General features: G+C 30.5%; 26 protein-coding genes and 1 pseudogene. 24 read left to right on the top strand and 3 right to left on the bottom strand.

The window, feature by feature from the left end; genetic code table 11:
• The 24 genes from C1715_RS16470 to mreB all read left to right on the top strand — a co-directional run bounded on the left by C1715_RS16470 (position 1) and on the right by mreB (position 22,411).
• Positions 1-582: a hypothetical protein gene (locus C1715_RS16470; RefSeq protein ID WP_146005405.1), complete on the top strand. Its 582-nt coding sequence runs from the start codon at positions 1-3 to the stop codon at positions 580-582.
• Positions 583-627: 45 nt separating this feature from the next.
• Positions 628-1,353 (top strand): ZIP family metal transporter, encoded by a 726-nt coding sequence (locus C1715_RS16465; RefSeq protein ID WP_102401452.1) that lies wholly within the window; start codon positions 628-630, stop codon positions 1,351-1,353.
• A 118-nt stretch (positions 1,354-1,471) separates the two neighbouring features.
• A complete protein-coding gene (locus C1715_RS16460; RefSeq protein ID WP_102401451.1) occupies positions 1,472-2,515 on the top strand; it encodes an L-threonylcarbamoyladenylate synthase in 1,044 nt (347 codons plus the stop codon).
• 25 nt (positions 2,516-2,540) lie between these two features.
• On the top strand, positions 2,541-3,005 hold the full coding sequence (locus C1715_RS16455; protein ID WP_102401450.1) for a low molecular weight protein arginine phosphatase: 465 nt from the start codon (positions 2,541-2,543) through the stop codon (positions 3,003-3,005).
• A 45-nt stretch (positions 3,006-3,050) separates the two neighbouring features.
• Positions 3,051-3,500, top strand: a complete 450-nt coding sequence (gene rpiB, locus C1715_RS16450) for a ribose 5-phosphate isomerase B (RefSeq protein WP_102401449.1) — start codon at positions 3,051-3,053, stop codon at positions 3,498-3,500.
• Positions 3,501-3,586: 86 nt separating this feature from the next.
• Entirely contained in the window at positions 3,587-4,216 is a 630-nt protein-coding gene (gene upp, locus C1715_RS16445) for a uracil phosphoribosyltransferase (protein ID WP_035294014.1), read from the top strand.
• 317 nt (positions 4,217-4,533) lie between these two features.
• Positions 4,534-5,022 (top strand): deoxycytidylate deaminase, encoded by a 489-nt coding sequence (locus C1715_RS16440; RefSeq protein ID WP_102401448.1) that lies wholly within the window; start codon positions 4,534-4,536, stop codon positions 5,020-5,022.
• Between the two features lie 28 nt (positions 5,023-5,050).
• Entirely contained in the window at positions 5,051-6,076 is a 1,026-nt protein-coding gene (locus tag C1715_RS16435) for a glycosyltransferase family 4 protein (protein WP_102401447.1), read from the top strand.
• A 29-nt stretch (positions 6,077-6,105) separates the two neighbouring features.
• A complete protein-coding gene (gene wecB, locus C1715_RS16430) occupies positions 6,106-7,260 on the top strand; it encodes a non-hydrolyzing UDP-N-acetylglucosamine 2-epimerase (protein WP_102401446.1) in 1,155 nt (384 codons plus the stop codon).
• 287 nt (positions 7,261-7,547) lie between these two features.
• Positions 7,548-8,723, top strand: a complete 1,176-nt coding sequence (locus tag C1715_RS16425; RefSeq protein ID WP_102401445.1) for an acetyl-CoA C-acetyltransferase — start codon at positions 7,548-7,550, stop codon at positions 8,721-8,723.
• A 912-nt stretch (positions 8,724-9,635) separates the two neighbouring features.
• The gene (locus C1715_RS16415) at positions 9,636-10,283 is read left to right on the top strand and encodes a F0F1 ATP synthase subunit A (protein WP_102401443.1); all 648 of its coding nucleotides are present in this window, start codon (positions 9,636-9,638) and stop codon (positions 10,281-10,283) included.
• A gap of 65 nt (positions 10,284-10,348) precedes the next feature.
• Positions 10,349-10,591 (top strand): ATP synthase F0 subunit C, encoded by a 243-nt coding sequence (gene atpE / locus C1715_RS16410; RefSeq protein ID WP_035294001.1) that lies wholly within the window; start codon positions 10,349-10,351, stop codon positions 10,589-10,591.
• Positions 10,592-10,637: 46 nt separating this feature from the next.
• Positions 10,638-11,123 (top strand): F0F1 ATP synthase subunit B, encoded by a 486-nt coding sequence (locus tag C1715_RS16405; RefSeq protein ID WP_242971984.1) that lies wholly within the window; start codon positions 10,638-10,640, stop codon positions 11,121-11,123.
• A 3-nt stretch (positions 11,124-11,126) separates the two neighbouring features.
• Positions 11,127-11,660, top strand: coding sequence for a F0F1 ATP synthase subunit delta (locus tag C1715_RS16400; RefSeq protein WP_102401442.1), 534 nt, complete (start codon positions 11,127-11,129; stop codon positions 11,658-11,660).
• Positions 11,661-11,677: 17 nt separating this feature from the next.
• Complete coding sequence (gene atpA / locus C1715_RS16395; RefSeq protein WP_102401441.1) at positions 11,678-13,192, top strand: F0F1 ATP synthase subunit alpha; 1,515 nt, start codon at positions 11,678-11,680, stop codon at positions 13,190-13,192.
• 21 nt (positions 13,193-13,213) lie between these two features.
• Entirely contained in the window at positions 13,214-14,080 is an 867-nt protein-coding gene (gene atpG, locus C1715_RS16390) for an ATP synthase F1 subunit gamma (protein ID WP_102401440.1), read from the top strand.
• A 20-nt stretch (positions 14,081-14,100) separates the two neighbouring features.
• Positions 14,101-15,498: a F0F1 ATP synthase subunit beta gene (gene atpD / locus C1715_RS16385; protein WP_102401439.1), complete on the top strand. Its 1,398-nt coding sequence runs from the start codon at positions 14,101-14,103 to the stop codon at positions 15,496-15,498.
• A gap of 15 nt (positions 15,499-15,513) precedes the next feature.
• Positions 15,514-15,918 carry a F0F1 ATP synthase subunit epsilon gene (locus C1715_RS16380; RefSeq protein ID WP_102401438.1) on the top strand — a complete coding sequence of 135 codons (405 nt, stop codon included), beginning with the start codon at positions 15,514-15,516 and terminating at the stop codon, positions 15,916-15,918.
• 471 nt (positions 15,919-16,389) lie between these two features.
• Positions 16,390-17,100 carry a hypothetical protein gene (locus C1715_RS16375; protein WP_102401437.1) on the top strand — a complete coding sequence of 237 codons (711 nt, stop codon included), beginning with the start codon at positions 16,390-16,392 and terminating at the stop codon, positions 17,098-17,100.
• A gap of 20 nt (positions 17,101-17,120) precedes the next feature.
• A complete protein-coding gene (gene murA, locus C1715_RS16370; RefSeq protein WP_102401436.1) occupies positions 17,121-18,374 on the top strand; it encodes a UDP-N-acetylglucosamine 1-carboxyvinyltransferase in 1,254 nt (417 codons plus the stop codon).
• Positions 18,375-18,820: 446 nt separating this feature from the next.
• Positions 18,821-19,927 (top strand): stage II sporulation protein D, encoded by a 1,107-nt coding sequence (spoIID, locus tag C1715_RS16365; RefSeq protein WP_242971983.1) that lies wholly within the window; start codon positions 18,821-18,823, stop codon positions 19,925-19,927.
• A 193-nt stretch (positions 19,928-20,120) separates the two neighbouring features.
• On the top strand, positions 20,121-20,873 hold the full coding sequence (locus tag C1715_RS16360) for a M23 family metallopeptidase (protein WP_102401435.1): 753 nt from the start codon (positions 20,121-20,123) through the stop codon (positions 20,871-20,873).
• A 125-nt stretch (positions 20,874-20,998) separates the two neighbouring features.
• Positions 20,999-21,253 (top strand): sporulation transcriptional regulator SpoIIID, encoded by a 255-nt coding sequence (gene spoIIID / locus C1715_RS16355; RefSeq protein ID WP_035294661.1) that lies wholly within the window; start codon positions 20,999-21,001, stop codon positions 21,251-21,253.
• Positions 21,254-21,379: 126 nt separating this feature from the next.
• Positions 21,380-22,411, top strand: a complete 1,032-nt coding sequence (gene mreB / locus C1715_RS16350) for a rod shape-determining protein (protein WP_102401434.1) — start codon at positions 21,380-21,382, stop codon at positions 22,409-22,411.
• 114 nt (positions 22,412-22,525) lie between these two features.
• Here mreB and yyaC read toward each other — a convergent pair whose 3' ends face one another.
• From yyaC to C1715_RS20115, 3 genes and pseudogenes are all read right to left on the bottom strand, one after another.
• The gene (yyaC, locus tag C1715_RS16345; protein WP_102401433.1) at positions 22,526-23,068 is read right to left on the bottom strand and encodes a spore protease YyaC; all 543 of its coding nucleotides are present in this window, start codon (positions 23,066-23,068) and stop codon (positions 22,526-22,528) included.
• 87 nt (positions 23,069-23,155) lie between these two features.
• Entirely contained in the window at positions 23,156-23,872 is a 717-nt protein-coding gene (locus tag C1715_RS16340; protein ID WP_102401432.1) for a tRNA 2-thiocytidine biosynthesis TtcA family protein, read from the bottom strand.
• 158 nt (positions 23,873-24,030) lie between these two features.
• Positions 24,031-24,339: pseudogene (locus C1715_RS20115) on the bottom strand (RNA-guided endonuclease InsQ/TnpB family protein); the annotation flags it as partial.
• Positions 24,340-24,378 lie beyond the last annotated feature (39 nt).

Genomic DNA, 24,378 nt, shown 5'->3' with positions numbered 1-24,378 from the left:
ATGAATATAGATAAAGGAATTAGAAAACAAAATAAATCTATTAAACGATTTTTGTTTTCTGGTTGCTTTATTTTTTTTGGCGCACTAATTATACTTATCTCTCTTCCTAAGCTATATACCGCTTTGAAGATAAGTTTGATATTTATTCAAATGATTACGTTAATAATTGTAGTGAGTAAAGTAGAAAATAATTATTTAAGGTATGTTGTAAATTATGATAAGATATTGTTTAAAACAGGCATACTAGACCTTACAACGGTTATGCGGAAAAACAAAGTGTTAATGGTTCATACTATAAATGAAGGAAGAGATTTAAACATAATAATTATTATATCGTCTAAAGTTAAGAAAAGAAATTTTAAAGAAGTGAATAGAAAATTTTTTGATGAAAATCAGGATATATACAAAAATATTCATAAAATGAAAAAGAAAAAGTCTTCAGAAAAATATTATTATACAGTATTAATTGGTGGCGGGTTTTATAAATATAAACTTCTTAATGATATATATGTTAATTGTGAAAATGCTTTTTTTTCAGATGAGGCAATAGAAAACGTAAAATTGTATAGAAACATAGAATAAACACCTTATCCTATAAATAGAAATATATAGGATGGAGGTGTTAATTTGAGTGGGTACAGTTATCTTATTTTATTAATAGGGATTATATCTTTAGCGGGTACTATGATAGGAGCGTTACTAGGCATTATAGTTAAAAATCCTTCAGGAAAATTTTTAAGTGTCATAATGGGTTTAGCTGGTGGAGTTATGCTATCTATAGTAATGTTGGATTTAATACCTGAGGCTTTAAATAAGTTGAAATTTTTTTATTTTATATTATACTTTTTTATAGGTGTAATAGTAGTTGTTATAATAAATAATTTTATAATAGTAAAGAATAATTCTATAAATAATTATAAAAGAGTAGCTATTTTAGTTATACTTGCCCTGTCAATTCACAATTTTCCGGAAGGTCTTATAATGGGGTGTGGTGTAGGGATAGGAAGTACATTAGGTTTGAAGATGAGTATAATAATAGCTATGCATGATATACCAGAGGGTATAGCATCGGCAGCCCCACTTATGGCAGCTGGGGAAAAGAAGTCTATAATAATATTTTATTCTTTTTTATCTGCTATACCGACTCTTATAGGAGCGCTTATTGGACTATATTTAGGCATTATTTCTAAGGAAACATTGGCAGTACTTTTTGCATTTGTATCTGGAATAATGAGCTATATAGTTTGTGGAGAGATGATACCAGAAGCTTGTAGTTTGCATAATGTAAGAAGTTGTTTTAAAGGAGTTTTAATAGGAGTTATTTTAGGAATTGCTATAACACATGTGCTTTAATTGAAAACTAGTGTTTACTTAGGTGAGTACAGTTTTGTGGATAAATGGAGTCAATTTAGATTCTACTTACTGACATTGAACACTGGTGATTAGACACTAAAGAGAAAGGGGTGTTAATTTGGAAACTAAGGTCATAATATTAAAAGAAAACTATCAAAGAGGAATAGAAGAAGCAGGAAAAATAATAAGAGATGGAGGGGTAGTGGCTTTCCCTACAGAAACTGTATATGGACTTGGAGCTGATGCTTTAAATGTAAATGCAGTAGAAAAAATTTTCAGAGCCAAGGGAAGACCTCAAGATAACCCTCTCATAGTGCATATAGCAGATTTAAATGATATAGAACCACTAGTTAAAAATATACCTTATATAGCTAAAAAGCTTATGGAAAAATTTTGGCCAGGTCCTTTGACTTTAATATTGGAAAAGAGTGATAATATACCTGATGTAACCAGTGCAGGCTTGAAAACTGTAGGTATAAGGATGCCATCAAATAAAGTGGCAAGGGATTTTATACGAGAGACTAAAAGACCTATAGCAGCTCCATCTGCTAATATATCAGGAAGGCCCAGTCCTACTACTGTAGATAGTTGTGTAGAGGATTTGAATGGAAAGGTAGAATGCATAATTGGGGGAGAAAATAGTCAAGTTGGAGTAGAATCTACTATTGTAGATTGTACAGTGTACCCTCCTTGTATATTAAGACCAGGTGGAGTAACTTTAGAAATGTTAAAAGATGTGTATAAGGAAATTTATATAGATTCAGCCATAATGAAAAAACCTAAAAAAGATTTTGCACCTAAGGCACCGGGCATGAAATATAGACACTATGCACCTAAGGCACCTTTAAAAATAATAGATGGAGATTTACAAAAAACTATTGAAAAAATTAATGAAATAGTGCAAAATTATATAGATGATAAAAAAGTAGGTATAATGGCTACAGAAGAAACTAAAAATTATTATAAAAGAGGGGTAATTGTTTCTTTAGGAAGTAGGAAAAATCCAGAAGAAATAGCTAAGAATCTTTTTAGAGTTTTAAGAAGTTTTGATGATATGAATGTGGAAGCTATATATTCCGAGGCTTTTGAAGAAAAAGAGATTGGTGTTGCTATAATGAATAGATTAAAAAAAGCGGCAGGATTTAATATAGAAAAAGTGTAGGATATTTATATGAGGAGGTATTGCTATGAAAGTTTTATTTGTTTGCACAGGAAATACTTGTAGAAGTGTTATGGCAGAAGCTATTTTTAATAGTTATTGTAACGAAAAAAATATATTTGCACTTTCAGCGGGATTATCAGTTATTCCGGATAGCATAGCTTCTCAAAATGCAGTAGAGGTTGTAGAGCAAAATCTAAATATAAATTTAAGTAATAGAAAAGCTATTCAGATAGATAAAGAAATAATAGAAAATTCAGATGTTATACTAGTAATGACATCTTATATAAAGGATATAATAAAAAAATATTTTCCGAAATATTCAGATAAAATATTTACTTTAAATGATTATATTGGTGTTTCGGGAGATATAAGTGACCCATTTGGTGGAAATATAGAAGTTTATCAAAATACTTTTTTTGAATTAAAGAATAAAATATTTTTATTAATAGGCAAAATAAAAGAAGATAAGGGTATTTTTAAAGAATACTAGTATCTTCTTTTTTTTGAAATATATACATTGAAGGAGTGGTAACTTATGAGAATAGCAATAGGAAGCGACCATGGTGGTTTCAATTTAAAAAGTGATGTAATAAATCATTTAAAAGATAAGGGAATAGAAGTAAAAGACTTTGGAACAGATTCTACAGAGTCTTGTGATTATCCTGAGTTTGCTGAAAAAGTAGCTACAGAAGTTGTAGCTAAAAACTTTGATCTCGGAATATTGATTTGTGGAACTGGTATAGGAATAGGCATAGCTGCTAATAAAATTCCAGGAGTTAGAGCTGCATTATGCTCAGATACATTTAGTGCGCATGCTTGTAGAGAACATAATAATGCAAATATACTAACTATGGGAGAAAGAGTTGTAGGTAAAGGATTAGCTTTAGATATAGTAGACACATTTATAAGTACTGATTTTCAAGGTGGAAGACATGAAAGAAGAGTAGATAAAATCAGTGATTTAGAAAAAAAATATTGTAAATAGCCATAATTAAAAAATTTACATAAGAGAATATTATAGGAAAAACAATATTATTAGAATAGAAAATTAATTATATTAGGAGGAAAAAAATGGGCAAAGTAACTCAAATATCACATCCATTAATATTACACAAATTAGCATTAATAAGAGATAAAAATACAGGATCTAAAGATTTTAGAGAGCTAGTAGGGGAAGTTGCTATGTTAATGGCTTATGAAGTTACCCGTGATATGCAACTAGAGACAGTAGAAATAGAAACACCAATATGCAAAACAAAATGTAAAATGTTAGCTGGAAAGAAAGTAGCTATAGTTCCTATTTTAAGAGCAGGGCTTGGAATGGTAGATGGTATGCTTAAACTTATACCAGCAGCTAAGGTTGGACATATAGGAATGTATAGAGATGAAGAAACTCTTCAACCAGTAGAATACTTCTGTAAGCTACCTCAAGATATTCATGAAAGAGATATAATAGTTACAGACCCTATGCTTGCTACAGGCGGATCTGCTGTAGATGCTATTAATGCACTTAAAAAGAGAGGAGCGAAATATATAAGATTAATGTGCTTAATAGGTGCTCCTGAAGGAGTTAGAGCAGTTCAAGAAGCTCATCCAGATGTAGATATATATTTTGCACAAGTAGATGAAAGATTAAATGAAAAAGGATATATAGTTCCTGGACTTGGAGATGCTGGAGACAGATTGTTTGGAACAAAATAAGTAGAATTAAAAAAACAATATTATTTATATAAATAAAAGGATTGTCTCAAAGGCAGTCCTCTTATTTTACAAAATTTTAATGAAGATTATGCCAAAAATATATTAATTAAGTTACATATATATTATAATTGAGAGTGTTTAGATAAATTTAACTTTAAATAATATGATTATCATATATAATGATATTATATGCATTAATTAAAAGTTTACATATTATATTATTTTTTATCTATGATTCGTAGTTTTCATTATATTTTTTAATGTAGATAGGCACATTCAAATTAATAATAAGGATTTTATGGTAAGGAGGAAAATCAGTGGAAAGAATAGATAAAAATAACTATTATTTAGATATATGTGAGACAGTGTTAGAACGAGGAACTTGTCTTAGAAGAAATTTTGCAGCTATAATTGTAAAAAATGATGAGATTATAGCTACGGGGTATACAGGAGCTCCTAGAGGAAGAAAAAATTGTTCTGATTTAGGTTACTGTAGAAGGGAACAGTTGAATGTTCCAAGAGGAACAAGATATGAACTTTGTAGATCGGTTCATGCAGAGCAAAATGCAATAATATCAGCAAGAAGACAAGATATGATAGGAGCAATCATGTATTTAGTTGGAAAGGAGATGGAAACAGAAGAATTAGTTGAAAACGCATCTCCCTGTGCACTATGTAAAAGATTTATAATAAATTCTGGAATATCTAAAGTAGTTATAAGGGATACAAAGACGAAATTTAGAGTTATAGATGTAAAACAGTGGGTAGAAGATGACGACTCTCTTTATGGAGATGGAGGATACTAAAATATAAGACACAATAAGGAAGGTTAATATGGAAAAACTAATTTTATTTACTATTTCTGTAGTTATATCTTTTTCAATAACACCTTTAGTTAAGAAGTTTGCGAAAAAAGTTGGAGCTATCGATATACCTAAGGATGAAAGAAAAATTCATAAAAAACCAATTCCGCTTTTAGGAGGGCTTTCAATTTATATTGCATTTGTATTAGCTTTAATACTAAAGAAAGAAGCTTTGACCGTAGAGGAAACAGGAATATTAATAAGTGCATCAGTAATTGTATTGGGGGGATTTATTGATGATTTAAAAGAGTTAAAACCCTACATGAAATTGTTATTTCAAGTGACAGCTGCTTTGATCTTGATTAGATTTGGAACAAGTATAACGGTTATAACTAATCCTTTTAGTGCTTCAAATTTATATTTGAATTTGAAATTTCTTTCTGTACCTCTCACTATAATGTGGGTAGTTGGCATTACTAATGCGTTTAATTTAATTGATGGTCTAGATGGTTTAGCAGCAGGAGTGGCATTTATATCTTCTATTACTATATTCATCATAGCTATACTAAATAATAGAACGGATGCAGCAATATTAACTATTATACTTAGTGGAGCTATACTAGGGTTCTTGCCTTACAATTTTAATCCAGCGTCTATATTTATGGGGGATACTGGTTCTCAGTTATTAGGATTTTTATTGGCTGCTATATCAATAACCGGGGCCATTAAGTCTGCTGCGGCATTTGCTATATCAGTACCAATACTAGCATTAGGGCTTCCTATATATGATACATTATTTGCCGTGATAAGACGTAAGATAAATGGAAAACCTATAATGAAAGCAGACAGAGGTCATCTACACCATAGACTTTTAGATATGGGACTAAGTCAGAAAAAAGCTGTATTAATCATGTATATTATTAGTGCTATATTAGGTGGAATCTCTATAATAGCTATGGAAATAAGTAATCAAAGAGCATATTTTTTAGTTACAGCTGTAATAATTATAATAGTGCTTGTAGCTTGGAAAGTTGGATTTTTTGAGCATAGAGAGTAAAATACATTGCAACATTGGAGGAGTTTATTATGGATAAAATAAAAGTAATAAGTATTTTTGGAACAAGACCAGAAGGTATAAAAATGGCACCGTTAGTAAAAAAACTTGAAGAAAATCCGTATATTATATCTAAGGTCTGTGTTACAGCACAACATAGACAAATGTTAGATCAAGTATTAGAGCTTTTTAATATAGTTCCGGATTATGATTTAAATATAATGAAAAGTAAACAAAGCTTAACTAGCATAACTACCAGCGTATTAGAAGGATTAGAGAAAGTTTTTGAAAAAGAAAATCCTGATATCGTATTAGTACATGGTGATACCACTACTACTTTTGCAGGAGGACTTGCGGCTTTTTATAAGCAAATCAAAGTTGGTCACGTAGAAGCTGGTCTTAGAACTTTTGATAAATATTTCCCATATCCAGAGGAAATGAATAGAAAGCTTACAGGTGCCATAGCTGATTTACATTTTGCTCCCACAACTGCTTCAAGAAAAAATCTTTTAAATGAAGGAGTAAATCCAAAGGATATATTTGTAACGGGCAATACAGTAGTAGATGCTATGGAATATACCGTGGAGGATAATTATGTTTTTGAAAATGAGGAATTAAATGGTATAGATTATAAAAATAAAAAAGTTATAATGGTTACTGCTCACAGAAGAGAAAACTGGGATGGCGGTATAGAAAATATTTGCAAAGCTTTAAAGAAAATAGTAGAAGAAAATAAAGATGTAGAGTTAGTATATTTAGTTCATTTAAATCCTGTAGTTAAGGATGTAGTTTATAAAGAACTTGAAGGGGTAGAGAGAATACATTTATTATCACCACTAGACACAAAAGAAACTCATAATTTAATGAATAAATCTTTCATGATAATGACAGACTCTGGTGGATTACAGGAGGAAGCACCTCATCTTGGAAAACCAGTTTTAGTACTTAGAGATGTAACAGAAAGACCTGAGGCAGTAAAGGCAGGTACTGTAAAATTAGTAGGAACAGATATTAATAATATTATACAAAGCGCTAATGAACTTATCAATGACGAAACAGTATATAATACTATGAGTAGAGCTATAAATCCATATGGGGATGGAGAAGCAGCAGAAAGAATATGTCATTCTATATTATATTATTTTGGACTTAAAGATGAAAAATGTCAGGAGTTTAAAATTAAATAAATGTAAACATTATTGGGTACTAAGGCACATTCAAATAAATAATAAGTCAGTATGCTAGTCTATTTTGCGTCATACTGCGTCAGCAGAACCCACCGATAGTTCTACTAGCGGCGGAACCTGCTTCCTTGTCTGACACAAAATATACCAGTATCTTCCACTTGCTATTTGTTTTCATGTACCTAACATATAATGTAAACGTTGATAAAAAATATAAGAATGTGTATAATGTTAACATGAGGGGATTAAACCTCATGCTATAGATGTTAATATAACTGGGGGGTATTAATATGAAGGAAGTAGTTATTGTAAGTGCTGTTAGAACTGCAATTGGAAAATACGGTGGAACGTTAAAGGATGTTTCAGCTGTAGATTTAGGATCAATTGTAATAAAAGAAGCTTTAAATAGAGCAGGAATTAAGCCTGAGCTAGTTAATGAGGTAATAATGGGGAATGTAATTCAGGCAGGACTTGGTCAAAGTCCAGCAAGGCAAGCGGCAGTAAAAGCTGGAATTCCAGTGGAAATACCATCATTTACAATTAATAAAGTTTGCGGTTCTGGCTTAAGAGCAGTAAGCTTAGCAGCTCAAATGATTAAAGTAGGAGATGCAGACGTAATAGTTGCGGGTGGCATGGAAAATATGTCAGCGGCACCATACATATTGCCAAACAATAGATGGGGTCAAAGAATGGGAGATGGCAAAGTAGTAGATACAATGATAAAAGATGGTCTATGGGATGCATTTAATGATTATCATATGGGTATAACTGCTGAAAATATAGCTGAAAGATGGAATTTTACAAGAGAAGATCAAGATGCTTTTTCTGCAGCTTCACAGCAGAAAGCTGAAAAGGCTATAGAAGAAGGAAGATTTAAAGATGAGATAGTTCCTGTAGTTATAAAAAGCAGAAAGGGAGATATAATATTTGACAAGGATGAGTTCCCAAGATACGGTACAACAGTTGAAAAATTATCTAAACTAAAACCAGCATTTAAAAAGAATGGAACTGTTACTGCTGGTAATGCATCAGGTATAAATGATGGTGCAGCTGCTGTGGTTGTTATGAGTGCTGAAAAAGCTAAAGAATTAGGAGTAAAACCTCTTGTTAAGATAGTGTCTTATGGTTCAAGGGGAGTAGATCCATCTATTATGGGATATGGTCCAGTAGCGTCTACAAAGGCTGCTCTTGATAAGGCAGGATTAAAAGTAGAGGATTTAGATCTCATAGAGGCAAATGAAGCTTTTGCTGCTCAAAGTTTGGCTGTAGCTAAAGATTTGAAGTTTCCTATGGAAAAAGTCAACGTAAATGGAGGAGCTATAGCTCTTGGACATCCAGTTGGATGTTCAGGAACAAGAATACTTGTAACTTTATTATATGAAATGGAGAAGAGAAATGTAAAGCGAGGTTTAGCAACCCTTTGTATAGGTGGAGGAATGGGAACAGCTATTATAGTTGAAAGATAATTCAAATTTTAATATGATTTCAGTTGAGAGTGTATATGTACACTCTTTTTTTTTACAGTAATAAAAAACTATATAGAGAATTTCATAAATATTTATACTATATATTGCTAATAATATACTAAATATATAAAAAAAATTAAGAAATCTTGAATAATAGAGCATATTTTTAGTCAATTTTAAAAACAAACTTAATTTTTAATAGAATAAGTGAATATTTAATTATTAAAGCGTATTTATAAATATTTATTAATAAATTTAAAATTATTTATAAAATATTTTAACTGTAAAATGAATAAGAAAAATTATTATATAAATCAGAAAATTTGATATTGTTAAAAAAAAGAAAGAATGAAAACTCTAAATTTTAAAATGAAGTATTTAGAAGAATAAAATAGTCACGAAAAGAAAAAATACTATATTTATAGATAAATCGGTCATTAACTGATAAAAATGACGAAAAATAGAGCTAAATTAAGTTTTGTATATAAAAAACACAGTAATATAATGTACTTTATACGAAATGTGGAGGCAAGAAGTATGCAAGAAACTGTCAAGGCATTTAGGAAAATTATCAGTATCAATTTAATTTTAGGAACACTTATAGGTATCCTTGTTTTTATATTTTTTAAGCAATATACAAATTCATTTTTTATGGGGTTTTTTATCACTATAATTAGTTTTTCTATAAATGCTTTTTTAACTAATTATGCTCTAAATTTAAGAGCAAGGTCGCAAAAGAATATTTGTACCATTAGCTTATTACTAAGAGTGGTATTAGTTTGTGTTGTTGCATTAATAACAGTAAAAGAAAATGGATTTTATATATTTTCTTTTATGTTAGGGTATACTTGCAATTTTATATCATTAATTGTGTATGCAATTTTAATTTAATGAATTGAAGGGAGTGACTATATGGCATTAGGGAAGATTATAACTACTGGACTTGTTGCTCAATGGGTAATAATAGCAATTCTTGTGATTCTTTCAATAGTATTAACTAGAAATTTTAAAGAGATACCAGAAGGCAAACAGAATGTTGCAGAAGCTTTTGTAGAATTTATAGCAGGTCTAGTAGAAGATAATATGGGAAAAGAGTACATTGCTTTTGTACCTTTCATAGGGACTTTATTTCTATTTTTACTTTGTTTAAATTTAGTAGGTTTATTTGGTATAAAGCCACCTACAGCTGATTATAGTGTAGCATTAGGTTTGGGATTAGTGAGTTTTATAGTTATTCAAGGATACACTATAAAAAGGGTTGGAATTAAGCACTATTTTTTAGGCTTTGCTCGACCTTATGCATTTTTACTTCCAGTAAATATTATGGAAAGAATATCATTTCCAATATCTCTTAGTTTAAGACTTTTTGGAAATATGTTTGCAGCTACAATAATAATGGATTTGCTGTACGAGGCACTTCATCATGTAGGAGTGGTAGCTCAATTTGGAATACCAATACCACTACATGCTTATTTTGATGTTTTTGATGGTTCGCTTCAAATGGTTATATTTATTATGTTAACTATGATAAATATTAAGCTTATAGCGGAGCACGAATAGTTAAGTTAAAAAATTTATTTTATATATTTAATTTATTAATTTAAAATATGAGGGAGGAATTTATAATGAATAATTCATTTGCATTAGGTATGACTGCTTTAGCAGCAGGACTTGCTGCTTTATCATGTATAGGAGGAGCTTTAGGAACAGGAAATGCTACAGGCAAAGCTGTAGAAAGTATAGCTAGACAACCAGAGGCTAGTGATAAAATAACAAAAGCATTAATCGTTGGTGGAGCATTATCAGAAGCTACTGCTATATACGGATTACTTGTAGCTTTACTATTGATATTTGTAGGAATAAAATAAGGAATGTCTCCAAATTATATCTTGGTAGATGGAAAGGAGGCTTTTCATGGAAATGACCATAGAACCTAGCAAAATCATATTTGCTATGATTAACTTCCTTGTTTTGTTTCTTATTTTAAAGCATTTTTTATTTCAATCTGTTAGTGAATTTATGAAAAATAGAAGAGATAAAATAGAAAATGATATATATAGTGCAAAAAAAGATAAGGAAGATGCTTTTAGGTTAAAAGAAGAAAATCAAAAGTTATTAATAAATTCTGCTAAAGAAGGTAAAGAATTAGTTGAAGAATATAAAGAAAAAGCAGAAAAAGTTTATGACGAAATATTAAATAATGCTAATGCAGAAGCTAAAAGAATAATGAAACGTGCAGAAGTGGATATCCAAAGAGAAAAAGAAAAGGCTCAGCAAGAAGTTAAAGAGCAAGTTATAGATCTATCTATAGTTTTATCAGAAAAAGTTTTAGAAAAAGCCATTGATGAAAAAGAGCACAGAAGACTAATAGAAGATTTTATTGCTAAGGTAGGTATATAGCTTATGTATGAATATTTGGATAGAAGGTATGCTTTAGCTCTTTATGAAGTGGCTGAGATGAAAGGTAAGATAGATGAATATATGAATGATCTGCAGGAAATAGTAGATTTAATTAAAAATAATCAAGAATTTTTGCAGGTTATAAAGCATCCAGAAATAACTACATCAAAAAAGAAAAAAATCTTTATAAATGTATTTAAAGGTAAAATTGATGAAGACTTACTATCATTTCTTCTTATATTAATAGAAAAAGATAGAATACTTTATCTAGAAGAAAAGCTTAAGGAAATGAAAAAAATACATTTAGAAAAGAATAATATTCTTTTGGCAGAAATAACCACCGCAATACCCTTAAATGATCATGAAAGAACTAAACTTATTGATAAATTAAAAAAGATGTACAGTAAGGATATCATTTTAAAGGAAATAGTAGATAAAAAGATAATTGGCGGTGTTCATGTAAAAGTAGGCGATGATGTAATTGATGGAACTATAAAAACTAAAATAAATGAGATAAGAAGACGTGTGCTTAAGTAAGAAAGAGAGGTGATACCATGAATGTTAAGCCAGAAGAAATAACTTCAATAATAAAAAGAGAAATAGAGAGATATGAGAAAAAGATACATACTGAGGATTCGGGAACTATAGTTCAAATAGGTGATGGTGTATCTAGAGTATATGGATTAGATGATTGTATGGAAGGGGAACTATTAGAATTTCCAAATGACATTTATGGAATGGCGTTAAATCTAGAACAAGATAATGTAGGTTGTGTATTACTGGGCTCAGAAAAAGGAATAAAAGAGGGCGATATAGTTAAGCGAACTGGTAGAGTTGTGCAGGTTCCAGTGGGAGAAGCTATGATTGGGAGAGTAGTAAACCCTTTAGGTAAACCTATAGATGGTAAAGGTCCTATTAAGGAATCAGAATATAGACCTGTAGAACATAAAGCACCAGGGGTTATTGAAAGACAATCTGTTAAGAAACCTTTACAAACAGGAATAAAAGCTATAGATTCCATGGTACCAATAGGAAAAGGACAGAGAGAACTTATAATAGGTGATAGGCAAACAGGTAAAACTGCTGTAGCTATAGATGCCATATTAAATCAAAAAGGCCAAGATGTTATTTGTATATATGTAGCTATTGGACAAAAACAATCAACAGTAGCGCATATAGTAAATACTTTAACGGAGATGGGAGCTATGGATTATACTATAGTTGTGTCTTCCACAGCTTCAGATTCAGCACCTCTTCAATATTTGGCACCTTTTTCTGGTTGTAGCATGGGAGAATATTTTATGGATAAAGGTAAAGATGTATTGATAGTTTATGATGACTTATCAAAGCATGCGGTTGCCTATAGAACTATGGCTTTATTACTTCGTAGAGCACCAGGAAGAGAAGCTTATCCAGGAGATGTTTTCTATTTACACTCAAGACTTTTGGAGAGAGCTGCTAAACTTAATGATGAGCTTGGAGGAGGATCTATAACAGCCTTACCAATAATAGAAACTCTTGCAGGTGATGTTACAGCATACATACCAACTAATGTAATATCTATAACTGATGGACAAATATTTTTAGAATCAGAATTATTCCATTCTGGACAAAAACCAGCTATAAATGCAGGTATATCCGTTTCAAGAGTTGGTGGTAATGCACAGACAAAAGCTATGAAACAAGTATCTGGTACTTTAAGACTAGAGTTAGCTCAATATAGAGAACTTGCAGCCTTTGCTCAATTTGGTTCAGATCTTGATAAGGAAACTAAAAAGAGATTAGAAAAAGGAAAAAGATTAATAGAGATATTAAAGCAAGAGCAATATAAGCCTATGGCAGTGGATAAGCAAATTATGATAATTTTTGCAGCGGTAAATGATCATTTAATGGATGTGCCTGTAGTGGATATCAGAAAGTTTGAAAAAGAATTTTTTGATTACATAGATACACATTATAGACATTTAGACAAGGATATACTGGAGAAAAAAGAGTTAACAGATGATATTAAAGGTGAATTGTCAAAGGCCATTGAAGAGTTTAAAAAAGTATTTTTAGCAGGGAGGTAGTTTCCCCGCAGGAGGTGAACTATGGCTGGAGCAGGACTTATTGCAATAAAAAGAAGAATAAAATCTATAACTAATACAAGAAAAATAACTAGAGCTATGAATGTAGTAGCTACTTCAAAGTTAAAAAAGTGCAGAGATAAACTAGGATTTAATGATAAGTACTATGAATACTTAGAGGAAGTGATGAGTAAAGTAGTATTTGCTGATGAAAGTAATAATATATATAAAGATGGAAATGATAGTGAAAATAAATTATATATAATTCTTACTTCTGATGGGGGTCTTTGTGGTGGATTTAATGGTGAAGTAGTAAATTATACTGTAGGACTTATTAAAGATAATAAAGATAAATCTCAAATTATTGTTGTAGGACAAAAGGGAAGAAGTTATTTAAAGAGAACTAATATTGAAACAGTTGCTGAGTATGTAGATATACCGGATGTGCCAACTGCCAAAGAGGGGAATACAATAGCTAAGCATGCTTTAGATATGTATGTAAAGGGTGAAGTAGGACAGATAAATATAGTTTATAGTGAATTTATTAGTACTATAAAGCGTTCTATAAAGGTAAAAAAACTTCTTCCTCTAGAAAATAAATCTGAAAAGGTGGAAAATGGAGATAATATTAATGATTATTTTGAATTTGAACCTTCTTCAGAAGAGATTTTAAAGGAGAGAATGAAAGGTTATATAACGGGAACGGTACTTAATTGTATGATAAGTTCTAAGTGCAGTGAACAAGCTTCTAGGGTAGAAGCTATGAGTAATGCAACTAGAAATGCAAATGATCTTTTGGAAAAATTAAACATTAGATATAATAGAATAAGACAAAGCGCCATAACACAAGAGATTTCTGAAATTGTGGGTGGAGCAGAAGCTCAAAAATAAAACCTTTTGGAGGTGAGTATATGCCAGGAACTATAGGAAAGGTTGTTCAAATAGTAGGACCAGTTATAGACATAAAATTTGATTCAGATTATCTTCCAAATTTGTATAATGCCATTGAGATTAATGCTGGAGAGAGAATAGTAGTAGCAGAAGTTGAACAACACGTAGGTGATGACGTAGTAAGAACTATTGCTATGGAAGGCACAGAGGGCTTAAAAAGAGGTATGGAGGCTTTAGATACAGGAAATCCTATAACGGTACCAGTAGGAGAACAGTCTTTAGGAAGACTTTTTAATGTATTAGGAAAGCCAATAGACAATGGTGAAGAGATAAAAGGTGATAAATACTATCCAATACATAGACCAGCGCCAAGTTTTGAAGAGCAGTCTGTGGAACCAGAAATGTTTGAAACGGGTATAAAGGTAATAGACTTATTAGCACCGTATCAAAAAGGTGGTAAAATAGGATTATTTGGTGGTGCAGGTGTAGGTAAAACAGTTTTAATTCAAGAACTTATAAATAATATAGCAAGAGAACATGGTGGACTTTCAGTATTTACAGGTGTAGGTGAAAGAACTAGAGAAGGTAATGATTTATATCATGAAATGAGCGACTCTGGAGTTATAGAGAAAACTGCTTTGGTATTTGGGCAAATGAATGAACCACCTGGAGCAAGAATGAGAGTAGCACTTACAGGACTTACTATGGCCGAATACTTTAGAGATCAAGGACAGAATGTACTTTTATTTATAGATAATATATTTAGATTTACACAAGCTGGTTCAGAGGTTTCAGCTTTACTTGGAAGGATACCAAGTGCCGTTGGATATCAACCAACACTTGCTACAGAAATGGGAGCTTTACAAGAGAGAATAACTTCTACAAAGCATGGTTCTATAACATCTGTTCAAGCAGTTTATGTTCCAGCAGATGACTTGACAGACCCAGCACCGGCTACAACATTTAGCCATCTAGATGCTACAACAGTTTTATCAAGATCCATAACAGAGCTTGGAATATATCCAGCAGTGGATCCTTTAGATTCTACTTCAAGAATACTAGAGCCTAGAATAGTAGGAGAAGAGCATTATGATGTGGCTCAACGAGTTAAACACTTACTAGAAAGATACAAAGAGTTACAAGATATTATAGCAATATTAGGTATAGATGAACTTTCAGAAGAAGATAAGTTAGTAGTAGCTAGAGCTAGAAAAGTACAAAGATTCCTATCACAACCATTTAGTGTTGCAGAACAATTTACAGGAATGCAAGGTAAATATGTTCCAATAAAAGAAACCATAAAAGGTTTTAAAGAAATACTAGAAGGTAAACATGATGATATTCCAGAATCAGCCTTTTTATTTGTGGGAAATATAGAAGAAGCAAGAGAAAAAGCTAAGAAGATAATGGAAGCCTAGATAGGAGCGAGTTAAATGGAAGGTGTTTTAAATCTACTTATAATTACTCCTGAAAAGGAGTTTTATAATGGAAATGTAAAAGAAATAGATGTAGAAACTTTAAGTGGACATATGGGAATACTTCCAGGTCGTTTACCTATAATAGCTCTTTTAAAGCCTACAATTACTGTTTTTAAAGATGAAAAAGGTAAGGAATTTAAGGCGTTTACATCTAGTGGCATGTTAGAAGTGGAAAATAATAAAGTTAAGATTATATGTGATGCTTGTGAATGGCCTGAAAATATAGATTTTAATAGAGCGGAAGCGGCAAAAAAGAGAGCTGAGGAAAGACTTGCTAAAAAAGAAGAAAATACAGATATTAAGAGAGCACAAATGGCTTTAGCAAGAGCATTGGTTAGATTAAAATTAAAGCATATATAAATAAAAAAACTTTTGTGGTAATACACAGAAGTTTTTTTTATTTATATATGCTTTAAGGCACATTCAAATAAATAACAAGTCAGTATGATAGTCTGTTTTGCGTCATACTGCGTCAGCAGAACCCATCGATAGTTCTACTAGCGGCAGAACCTGCTTCCTTGTGTGACACAAAAGATACCAGCATCTTTGACTTGTTATTTATTCTCATGTACCTAAAATAGATTTTTATAAATTATAAATACAATTAATCACACTTTAAGTGATTAATATATATATTATTAATATATTCCTAAAGCCAACAGTGAACTCCCACATCTGTTCACATTGAGGAACAGAATTATCGCTAATAAATATTTTCTTAGAGATTTCCATGAATTTATTTTGAAAAGGAAATAGTAATAAATCTTTTGAATTATTGAATAATTTTTTTGTTTTTTGTCAATAATTTGAAAAGAAGGGCAGGGGGTTAAAATGAAGAATAAAAAAAATATTATAAGAATTAATATATTATTTTTTATAACAATTATTTTAGCTTTAGGTATAACTAATACTTATTTTTGTGAAAGCAAAAGTAATACAGAGTTGCTTAATGAAATTATATATAAAACTAATGCTCAGGTGCAGGAGTATGGATTAATAACTTCATTTACAACTAAAAAGAATTCTAAGGAAGTTTGTAAAACTATATTAAAAAATATAGAACCTAAAATAAATTATAAGGAAATAGTTAGTACAGAATTATATTGTTTAGAATTTAATGATAAAAGTATTAAGGGATACGTTCAAAGTAGAAATTATAATGGACAACAGATAATAACTATAAACATTACATACAAAAGTGAAGAAAATAATTGTGAAAAACTAAAGAAGAAAGTGCAGAATTCAATAAAAAAAGTGGAAATTAATGCTGAAAATAAGGTGTTTTGTTATTTAAAAGCAGAAGTGAGCAGTGAAAATTTATCTGTAGTTAATGAGCAAGTAAATAAAATAGTTAAAGAATATAATGTTAGCAATTTAAAAACTATAAAGATAAACAATGGATACAGCACTTGTTGCTATACTGGAAAGTATGATCCTATTTTGGTTAATGGTGATTTAGTAGATTTTAATTATTCAGTTTGCAAATATGGTTTTAGGAATTATTTAATTATAGGAACTCCGCAAATAATATTGGATTATTAGGAAAAGAAATGGGGGATAATATGGAAAATATAATAATTTATGGTGGTAGTAAGTTAAGTGGTGAAGTTAATATAAGTTCTGCTAAGAATGCCATTCTTCCCATAATAGCAGCCAGTATATTATGTTGTGAAAAATGTATTATAGAAAATGCACCAATGTTAGAAGATGTATTTGTTATATGTGAATTATTAAAAGGATTAAATTCATCTATAGAAGTAAATGAAAAAGAAAATACTATAAGTATTGATAACTCTAATTTGGAATTGTTTCAGCCATCTTCAGAATTAGTTAGGAAAATGAGAGCATCTTTTTTAGTTATGGGTCCTATGGTAGCAAGATTTGGTGAATTTAAAATATCTCTTCCAGGAGGATGCAATATAGGAACAAGACCTATTGATTTGCATTTAAAAGGATTAACTGCGCTAGGGGCGCAAATAGATGTAGGACATGGATATGTAGAAGCCAAAGCTAAAAGACTCAAGGGTAATAATATATATTTAGATTTTCCATCTGTAGGTGCCACTGAAAATTTAATGATGGCAGCAGCACTAGCAGACGGAGAAACCGTAATAGAAAATTCAGCTGAAGAACCAGAAATAGTTGATTTAGCTAATTTCTTAAATAGTATGGGTGCGAACATAATAGGTGCTGGCACAGACAAACTTAGGATAATAGGGGTAAAAGAACTTAAAAAAACAAAATATAAACCTATCTATGACAGGATAGAAGCAGGAACTTTTATGACAGCTGCAGCCATAACAAGAAGTAAATTAAAGATAAATAATGTAAATCATGAGCACGTAAAACCAATAATTGCAAAATTAACAGAGATGAATGTGGGCATAGATTTATTAGATGAGAGTGTCATTATTGATGGTAATAGAATTTTAAATCCTGTGGATATAAAAACTATGCCATATCCAGGTTTCCCAACAGATATGCAGGCACAAATGATGGCTTTATTGTCTACAGTCAAGGGTACTAGCATTATAACAGAAACTATATTTGAAAATAGATTTATGCATGCAGCTGAATTAAAAAGGATGGGTGCAAACATAAAATTGGACGGAAGGTCAGCTGTAGTAGAAGGGGTGGAAAAGCTAACAGGAGCAGAAGTTAAAGCTACAGATTTAAGAGCAGGTGCTTCTTTAATATTAGCAGCTTTAGTAGCAGATGGTTATACTTTAATTGGAGATATTTATCATATAGACAGAGGATATGTAAATATACAAGAAAAATTTAAAAAAATAGGTGCAAATATAACGAGAATATAACTATGTAAAAATAAGAAAAAATAAGTTACTTAAAAAAGTAGCTTATTTTTTTTACTATCATTTAATTTACTGAATTTTTACACACGATTTTTAAGTTTCATATTAGAAGAATAAAGAGATATAAAGCTTTAAAGTTTACATTTAAAATGAAGGTTGAATTTGCTATGCAATTTTTTTATTTATATTTTATTAAAAACTCTTAAAGGAGCTTTTTCTTAACTATAAATTGTAGTTTAAATATATTATAGAAAATGTAAAGTATTAGAGTATTAATCATGGGATAACTCATTAGTAATAAAATATAAAGCTTCTTAATATATTATTACTGATGGAGTAAAAATAAATATAATTTTATAACTGCAAAAGTTGAATATATAAAATAAAATTTTTGAATTCACTTGATAAACAAAAGGTAACAGTTTGGTTTAACGAAGGGAGCGATTGGTATGAAAATAGGAGAAGGTATCAAAAATAGTGTTATTAAGAGAAATTATAGAGGAATAAGCTCTTATTTTAAAGCTATGTCTTCATTAATAATTATAGGTATGCTTTCTACAATATTATTTTCTATAGTTTTTGTGGGGATTAATTATGAAAAAAATAATGCTAAGGTAGAGGAAAATGTAAAGAATTTTAAGGACGATCCTACATCAGTGGTTAAATATAAATTTAATGGAAAAACAGAGAAAGTTAAGGTATATATAACTAGTGAAAATAAAGTAAAGGAAATAGATTTAGAAGAGTATGTATTAGGAGTTGTTTCTGGAGAAATGCCAGCTAGTTTTCATATAGAAGCTTTGAAGGCTCAAGCAGTAGCTGCTAGGACATATACTATAGCTCATATGAAAAAGTTTGGTGGGGGTGGATGCAAAAATGGAAAAGGAGCTGATTTATGTGATACAGTACATTGTCAAGTATATAAGTCTAAAGAAAGTAGATTAAGCTCTTGGCCTAAAAAACAGAGAGATGAGCTTTGGAAAAAAATAGTACAGGCTGTAAATGAAACCTCAGGAGAAGTTATTACTTATAACGGAAAATTAATATCGTCTCCATTTTATTTTTCTACCAGTAGTGGAAAAACTGAAAATTCACAGGAGGTTTTTTCAAATAGTTTACCATATTTAAAAAGTGTTTCTAGTCCTGGAGAAGAAGTTGCGCCTAAATATAAATCTTCTAAAGATATTAAATATAATGATTTTGCAAATGCCATCAATAGTAATTTTCCAAAGGCAAAAGTATCTTCTTCTAGTGTAAAAACTCAAGTTAAGGTAATAAAAAGAACTGAAGGCGGGAGTGTAAAAACAATAAAAGTAGGTAACGTAAATGCAACTGGTCCACAATTTAGAACGGCGTTAAATTTAAATTCTGCAAATTTTAACATAAGTTTTTTACCACAGTATGTGAGGATAGAGTGTAATGGATATGGTCATGGGGTAGGTATGAGTCAATGGGGTGCTAATGTTATGGCAAAAAATAATAAAAAATATAAAGAGATATTAAAACATTATTATAAAAATACTGAAATAGAAAAAATAGAACAAGTTGTACGATGATTTTATTTGTCTAAAAGTTGAATTTATAACTAATAAGGGTGATAGAGTGTAATATTCTTGAGGAATTTCCAATTACTATGGAAGTGATTTGAGAATATCACACTCTATTTATTTTTGAAATTAAATAAAAAAATATAAAAATACATGTATTTTTTTCTATATACTGGACAAACTAGAAAATGGAGGTGGGAATATGTTGAATGACAAAAATAATGGAAGATCATCAAAAAAATCAAGAAAGGAGGCATTATATGTAATATTGTTTGTTTGCCTATGTGTTGTTGCTACAGTGGCAGCTATAACTTCTAGGAATAATAAAGTAGCTAAAAAACAGCAAGCAGAAAATGCTAAAGTGCAATCACAAAATGCAACAGACAATGTGAAAAATCCCGAGATTACATTGATAGATGATTCATTAAGAGAACAAAAAAATTATGAAAATTCCCTAGAAGTAAAAAATAACAAACATCAAACTAAACAAGTAAAAAAAGAAAAAAATGAAGAAGTAAAAGTATCTGGCAATGCAGCAAATAATAAAATGATAAAACCAGTAGAGGGGGTTATTGGGAGAGAATACTCAGAAATTCCTGTTTACTGGGAATCATTAGGCACATACAGACCTAATTTTGGTATGGATATAAAAGCTGAATTAGGTAAAAAGGTAGTTGCAGTTAGTGATGGCGTTGTAGTAGAAGTTGGAGATAATAAAGATAGTTACGGAAAACAAGTAGTTATAGATCACCAAAATGGTTTGAAGTCAGTTTATGCAAATTTATCAGAAAAAATTTCTGTTAAAAAGGGTCAAAAGGTAAAACAAGGTGAAAAAATAGGCGAAGTTGGAAATACAAGCTTAATTTCTTTTAATGAAAAATATAAAAGTAATCTTCACTTTGAGATTTTAAAAGGAAATGACAAAATAAATCCAGCTAAATATATAAAGTACTAAATTTGTAACATTCAGCGGGAAATTATTCCTGCTGAATGTTAGATAAATAAAGGTTATAAGGTAATTAATCTAGGAAATAATGCATATTTATTAATATATAAGGAATAAGGAGGTTGCAGTTGGGTTTGAAAGATTACATTGAGGAAAGAGTAATGGAAGTGGCAGAATATATCATTAGTTCAAAATCTACTATACGCAAAACAGCTAAAGCTTTTGGAGTTAGTAAAAGTACTATACACAAGGATATGACAGAAAGATTGCCGAAACTAAATCCTCAAATTGCAAGGGAAGCTAAAAATATATTAGATTTAAATAAAGCTGAAAGGCATATAAGAGGTGGAAAAGCTACTAAGATGAAGTATAAGGCAATAGGGAGTTAAATATTAAAATCTTTTAATATTTAAACATTCCTTATAATATTGAAGGATTTTAACATATAATGTAGAATATATCTATGTTAAATGTTAAATAGTATACAAAAGTGCAGAAGTGGAGTGAAATAAGGAATGTTTTTTAGTATAGGTACGGATTTAGGTATAGATTTAGGTACTGCAACAGTACTTGTTTATATTAAGGGTAAAGGAGTAATATTAAAAGAACCATCAGTAGTGGCAATTGACAGAGTAAATAATAGAGTTTTAGCTGTAGGTGAAGAAGCTAGACAGATGATTGGAAGGACTCCAGGGAATATTGTAGCTATACGTCCGTTAAAAGATGGAGTTATATCAGATTACGATATAACAGAAAAAATGTTAAAACATTTTATTAAAAAGGCTTGTGGTCGAAAGAAAATGGCTGCACCGAGAGTAGTAGTATGTGTACCGTGTCAAGCTACGGAAGTAGAAAAGAGGGCTGTCAGAGACGCAGCCATGAATGCACGTGCAAAAAAAGTATTTTTAATAGAGGAACCTTTAGCAGCAGCTATAGGAGCTGGGCTAGACATTACTAAAGCTAGTGGAAATATGGTAATAGATATAGGTGGAGGAACTACTGACATAGCTGTTATTTCTTTAGGTGGAATGGTAGTTAGATCATCTATAAAAGTAGCTGGAGATACTTTTGACGAAGCAATAATTAAGTATATAAGAAAAAAACATAAGCTTATGATAGGTGAAAGAACTGCAGAGGATTTGAAAATTAATATTGGCAGTGCTTATGAAAGAGAAGAAGTATGTTCCATGGAGATAAGAGGAAGAGATTTAATAACAGGGCTTCCTAAAAATATAAATGTATCTTCAAATGAAATGAGAGAAGCTCTAATTGAGGCTGTAGGTGCTATAGCGGAATGTGCTCATTCAGTTTTAGAAAGAACACCACCAGAATTAGCAGCAGATATAGCAGATAAAGGCATAGTTATGACAGGTGGAGGAGCGTTGCTTAATGGGCTAGACAAGCTAATTGAAAGCATAACTAAAGTTCCAGTGTATATTGCTGATGAGGCTGTATCCTGTGTAGCTATAGGTACTGGAAAAATGTTAGATTATTTAGATAAGTTAGATGCTACTTACCATAGTACGGATATAACTTTAGTAGATTAGGAACGTTTAAATGCATGAGATATACGTATTCTCATGCATTTTATATTTTTATAATGAAATAATATTTAAATATTTTTAGAATTAGTCCGCTGTATATAGATATTCAAATTCACTTTAATTATTATGAGAAAAGTCTTCGAGATAAAGATAATAACCATGTATTAATGCGTTCTTAATTATTTTAGCCATATTCATTACAAGATTAAATCTAATGTTTCTGTTGGTAAAAATCTCATTAGAAGAGTTGGTATCTACTATTCCTATTATGGATATACTTCCAACTTCAGGAAGAGTTTTACCTACTCCTTTACCAGGATGTATGGGGTAGTCGCGAATTTGTAATTCTCCAATGCAATTATTTTCTCCGAGACATGCATCTATACCTATAATATTTGCATTTGGATGTAAATATTTTATTTTCTCCAAGTTATCCTGTAAATTTAAAGCGTGTATAGGATCTGATACTGTTCCGTACACTGGAAGAGGAAAATTGGTTTCTTTAAGATAAGTACCTACCAATGGACCTAAACAATCACCAATACATCTATCCGTACCTATACACACGATTAAAGAATCATCATTGATATAATCCTTTAAAAAATAAGCAATTTTATGATAAGCTAATTTATCATTATAATGAACCTTTACTTTTTTCAATGCAAGCACCCCCCTTATATTTAATTTATATGTATATAAAAGTTAAAATATTAAAATTAAAATATTAAAAGGGGATGATAATTAGGGTTATTTTTCTTTATGCCATATACTAAGTTGCTCTTCGTTAGTTAGACAACTTAAAAGTCTGTCTTTTACTGAGGGAATATCCATTTCTAAATTATTTATTAAGTTTTTCATATATTCACGTTTAGTATAGCCATTAGCAGGGCATGGATTTTTAACTATAGGAAATTCATGTCGTTGAGCTAAACTTTTAATTTCTTCTTCGTTGATATAAAGCATTGGTCTTATTAGAGTTATATCCATTCTACTTAAATAAGTTTTAGGAGAGAAACAGTGAACTCTTCCTTCATACAACATTGACATGAGAAGAGTCTCTATAGCGTCATTTTCATTATGACCTAAGGCTACCTTATTACATCCAAGAATTTTTGCATTGTCATTTAATGAACCATGTCGTAGCTTGGAGCATAGGGAACAGGGGTTTTTTTCTTTTCTTATATTAAATACAATTTCGTTTATATCAGTTTTAATTATATGATAAGGAACATCTATATCTTTGCAAAGATCTACAACCTTTTGAAAATCACATCCTGTACCTGTATCTAAAGTTACAGCAATTAAATTAAACTTTTCTGGGGAAAATCTTTGATAGGACTTAAGAAGTTTTAATAAGGTTAAGCTATCTTTTCCTCCTGAAATTCCTACACATATGTTGTCACCTTCATCTATGAGTTTAAAATCATTAATACATTTTCTAAATTTACCTAATAACTTTTGCATAAAAAGCCTGCTACTCAAAATATGGTCAAATGTATCCATATTGAGATTCTTACTGCTTCAACGTACTCTGCCTTGCCTAAGCTACTACAGTTTGTATAGCACTCCACAGTCGTTAATTCCCCAAATAGCCTTGGGTACACATATAAGTGCTTGTTTAATTAAGCTATCTTATATTCTTTAGCATTGGCTAAATTGATTGAAGCATTTAAATCTCTATCAATAGAAAGCCCACAACTGCATTTGTAAACTCTATCAGATAGTTTTAAATCTTTCTTATATGCTCCACAACAGCTACACATTTTACTACTTGGATAGAATCTATCAACTACTCTTATCTCAATGCCATTTTGTTTAGCTTTTGAAATAAGTTTAGTTCTAAATTCATAAAATTTTTGCCCAGCAATTACCTTTGCTAAATGCCTATTCTTCATCATTCCACTTACATTTAAATCTTCAATAGTTATAAACAGAACTCTTAGCTTCAGATGAAGTTTTTACTCCATCTG

Origin of the sequence: Haloimpatiens massiliensis (assembly GCF_900184255.1) — a bacterium.
GTDB classification, from domain to species: domain Bacteria; phylum Bacillota; class Clostridia; order Clostridiales; family Clostridiaceae; genus Haloimpatiens; species Haloimpatiens massiliensis.
The sequence above is the reverse complement of the archived record's forward strand: the minus strand, read 5'-3'. Positions and strand labels throughout refer to the sequence as shown.

What these genes read in the sequence shown, in the direction of transcription:
- C1715_RS16360 (WP_102401435.1), top strand. Translation starts at nt 20,121, where the DNA reads ATGTTGAATGACAAAAATAATGGAAGATCATCAAAAAAATCAAGAAAG.
- C1715_RS16400 (WP_102401442.1), top strand. Translation starts at nt 11,127, where the DNA reads ATGTATGAATATTTGGATAGAAGGTATGCTTTAGCTCTTTATGAAGTG.
- rpiB (WP_102401449.1), top strand. Translation starts at nt 3,051, where the DNA reads ATGAGAATAGCAATAGGAAGCGACCATGGTGGTTTCAATTTAAAAAGT.
- C1715_RS16455 (WP_102401450.1), top strand. Translation starts at nt 2,541, where the DNA reads ATGAAAGTTTTATTTGTTTGCACAGGAAATACTTGTAGAAGTGTTATG.
- C1715_RS16470 (WP_146005405.1), top strand. Translation starts at nt 1, where the DNA reads ATGAATATAGATAAAGGAATTAGAAAACAAAATAAATCTATTAAACGA.
- atpD (WP_102401439.1), top strand. Translation starts at nt 14,101, where the DNA reads ATGCCAGGAACTATAGGAAAGGTTGTTCAAATAGTAGGACCAGTTATA.
- C1715_RS16425 (WP_102401445.1), top strand. Translation starts at nt 7,548, where the DNA reads ATGAAGGAAGTAGTTATTGTAAGTGCTGTTAGAACTGCAATTGGAAAA.
- atpG (WP_102401440.1), top strand. Translation starts at nt 13,214, where the DNA reads ATGGCTGGAGCAGGACTTATTGCAATAAAAAGAAGAATAAAATCTATA.
- C1715_RS16380 (WP_102401438.1), top strand. Translation starts at nt 15,514, where the DNA reads ATGGAAGGTGTTTTAAATCTACTTATAATTACTCCTGAAAAGGAGTTT.
- C1715_RS16340 (WP_102401432.1), bottom strand. Translation starts at nt 23,872, where the DNA reads ATGCAAAAGTTATTAGGTAAATTTAGAAAATGTATTAATGATTTTAAA.
- C1715_RS16435 (WP_102401447.1), top strand. Translation starts at nt 5,051, where the DNA reads ATGGAAAAACTAATTTTATTTACTATTTCTGTAGTTATATCTTTTTCA.
- mreB (WP_102401434.1), top strand. Translation starts at nt 21,380, where the DNA reads ATGTTTTTTAGTATAGGTACGGATTTAGGTATAGATTTAGGTACTGCA.
- atpA (WP_102401441.1), top strand. Translation starts at nt 11,678, where the DNA reads ATGAATGTTAAGCCAGAAGAAATAACTTCAATAATAAAAAGAGAAATA.
- C1715_RS16405 (WP_242971984.1), top strand. Translation starts at nt 10,638, where the DNA reads ATGGAAATGACCATAGAACCTAGCAAAATCATATTTGCTATGATTAAC.
- atpE (WP_035294001.1), top strand. Translation starts at nt 10,349, where the DNA reads ATGAATAATTCATTTGCATTAGGTATGACTGCTTTAGCAGCAGGACTT.
- upp (WP_035294014.1), top strand. Translation starts at nt 3,587, where the DNA reads ATGGGCAAAGTAACTCAAATATCACATCCATTAATATTACACAAATTA.
- C1715_RS16375 (WP_102401437.1), top strand. Translation starts at nt 16,390, where the DNA reads ATGAAGAATAAAAAAAATATTATAAGAATTAATATATTATTTTTTATA.
- spoIID (WP_242971983.1), top strand. Translation starts at nt 18,821, where the DNA reads ATGAAAATAGGAGAAGGTATCAAAAATAGTGTTATTAAGAGAAATTAT.
- murA (WP_102401436.1), top strand. Translation starts at nt 17,121, where the DNA reads ATGGAAAATATAATAATTTATGGTGGTAGTAAGTTAAGTGGTGAAGTT.
- C1715_RS16415 (WP_102401443.1), top strand. Translation starts at nt 9,636, where the DNA reads ATGGCATTAGGGAAGATTATAACTACTGGACTTGTTGCTCAATGGGTA.
- wecB (WP_102401446.1), top strand. Translation starts at nt 6,106, where the DNA reads ATGGATAAAATAAAAGTAATAAGTATTTTTGGAACAAGACCAGAAGGT.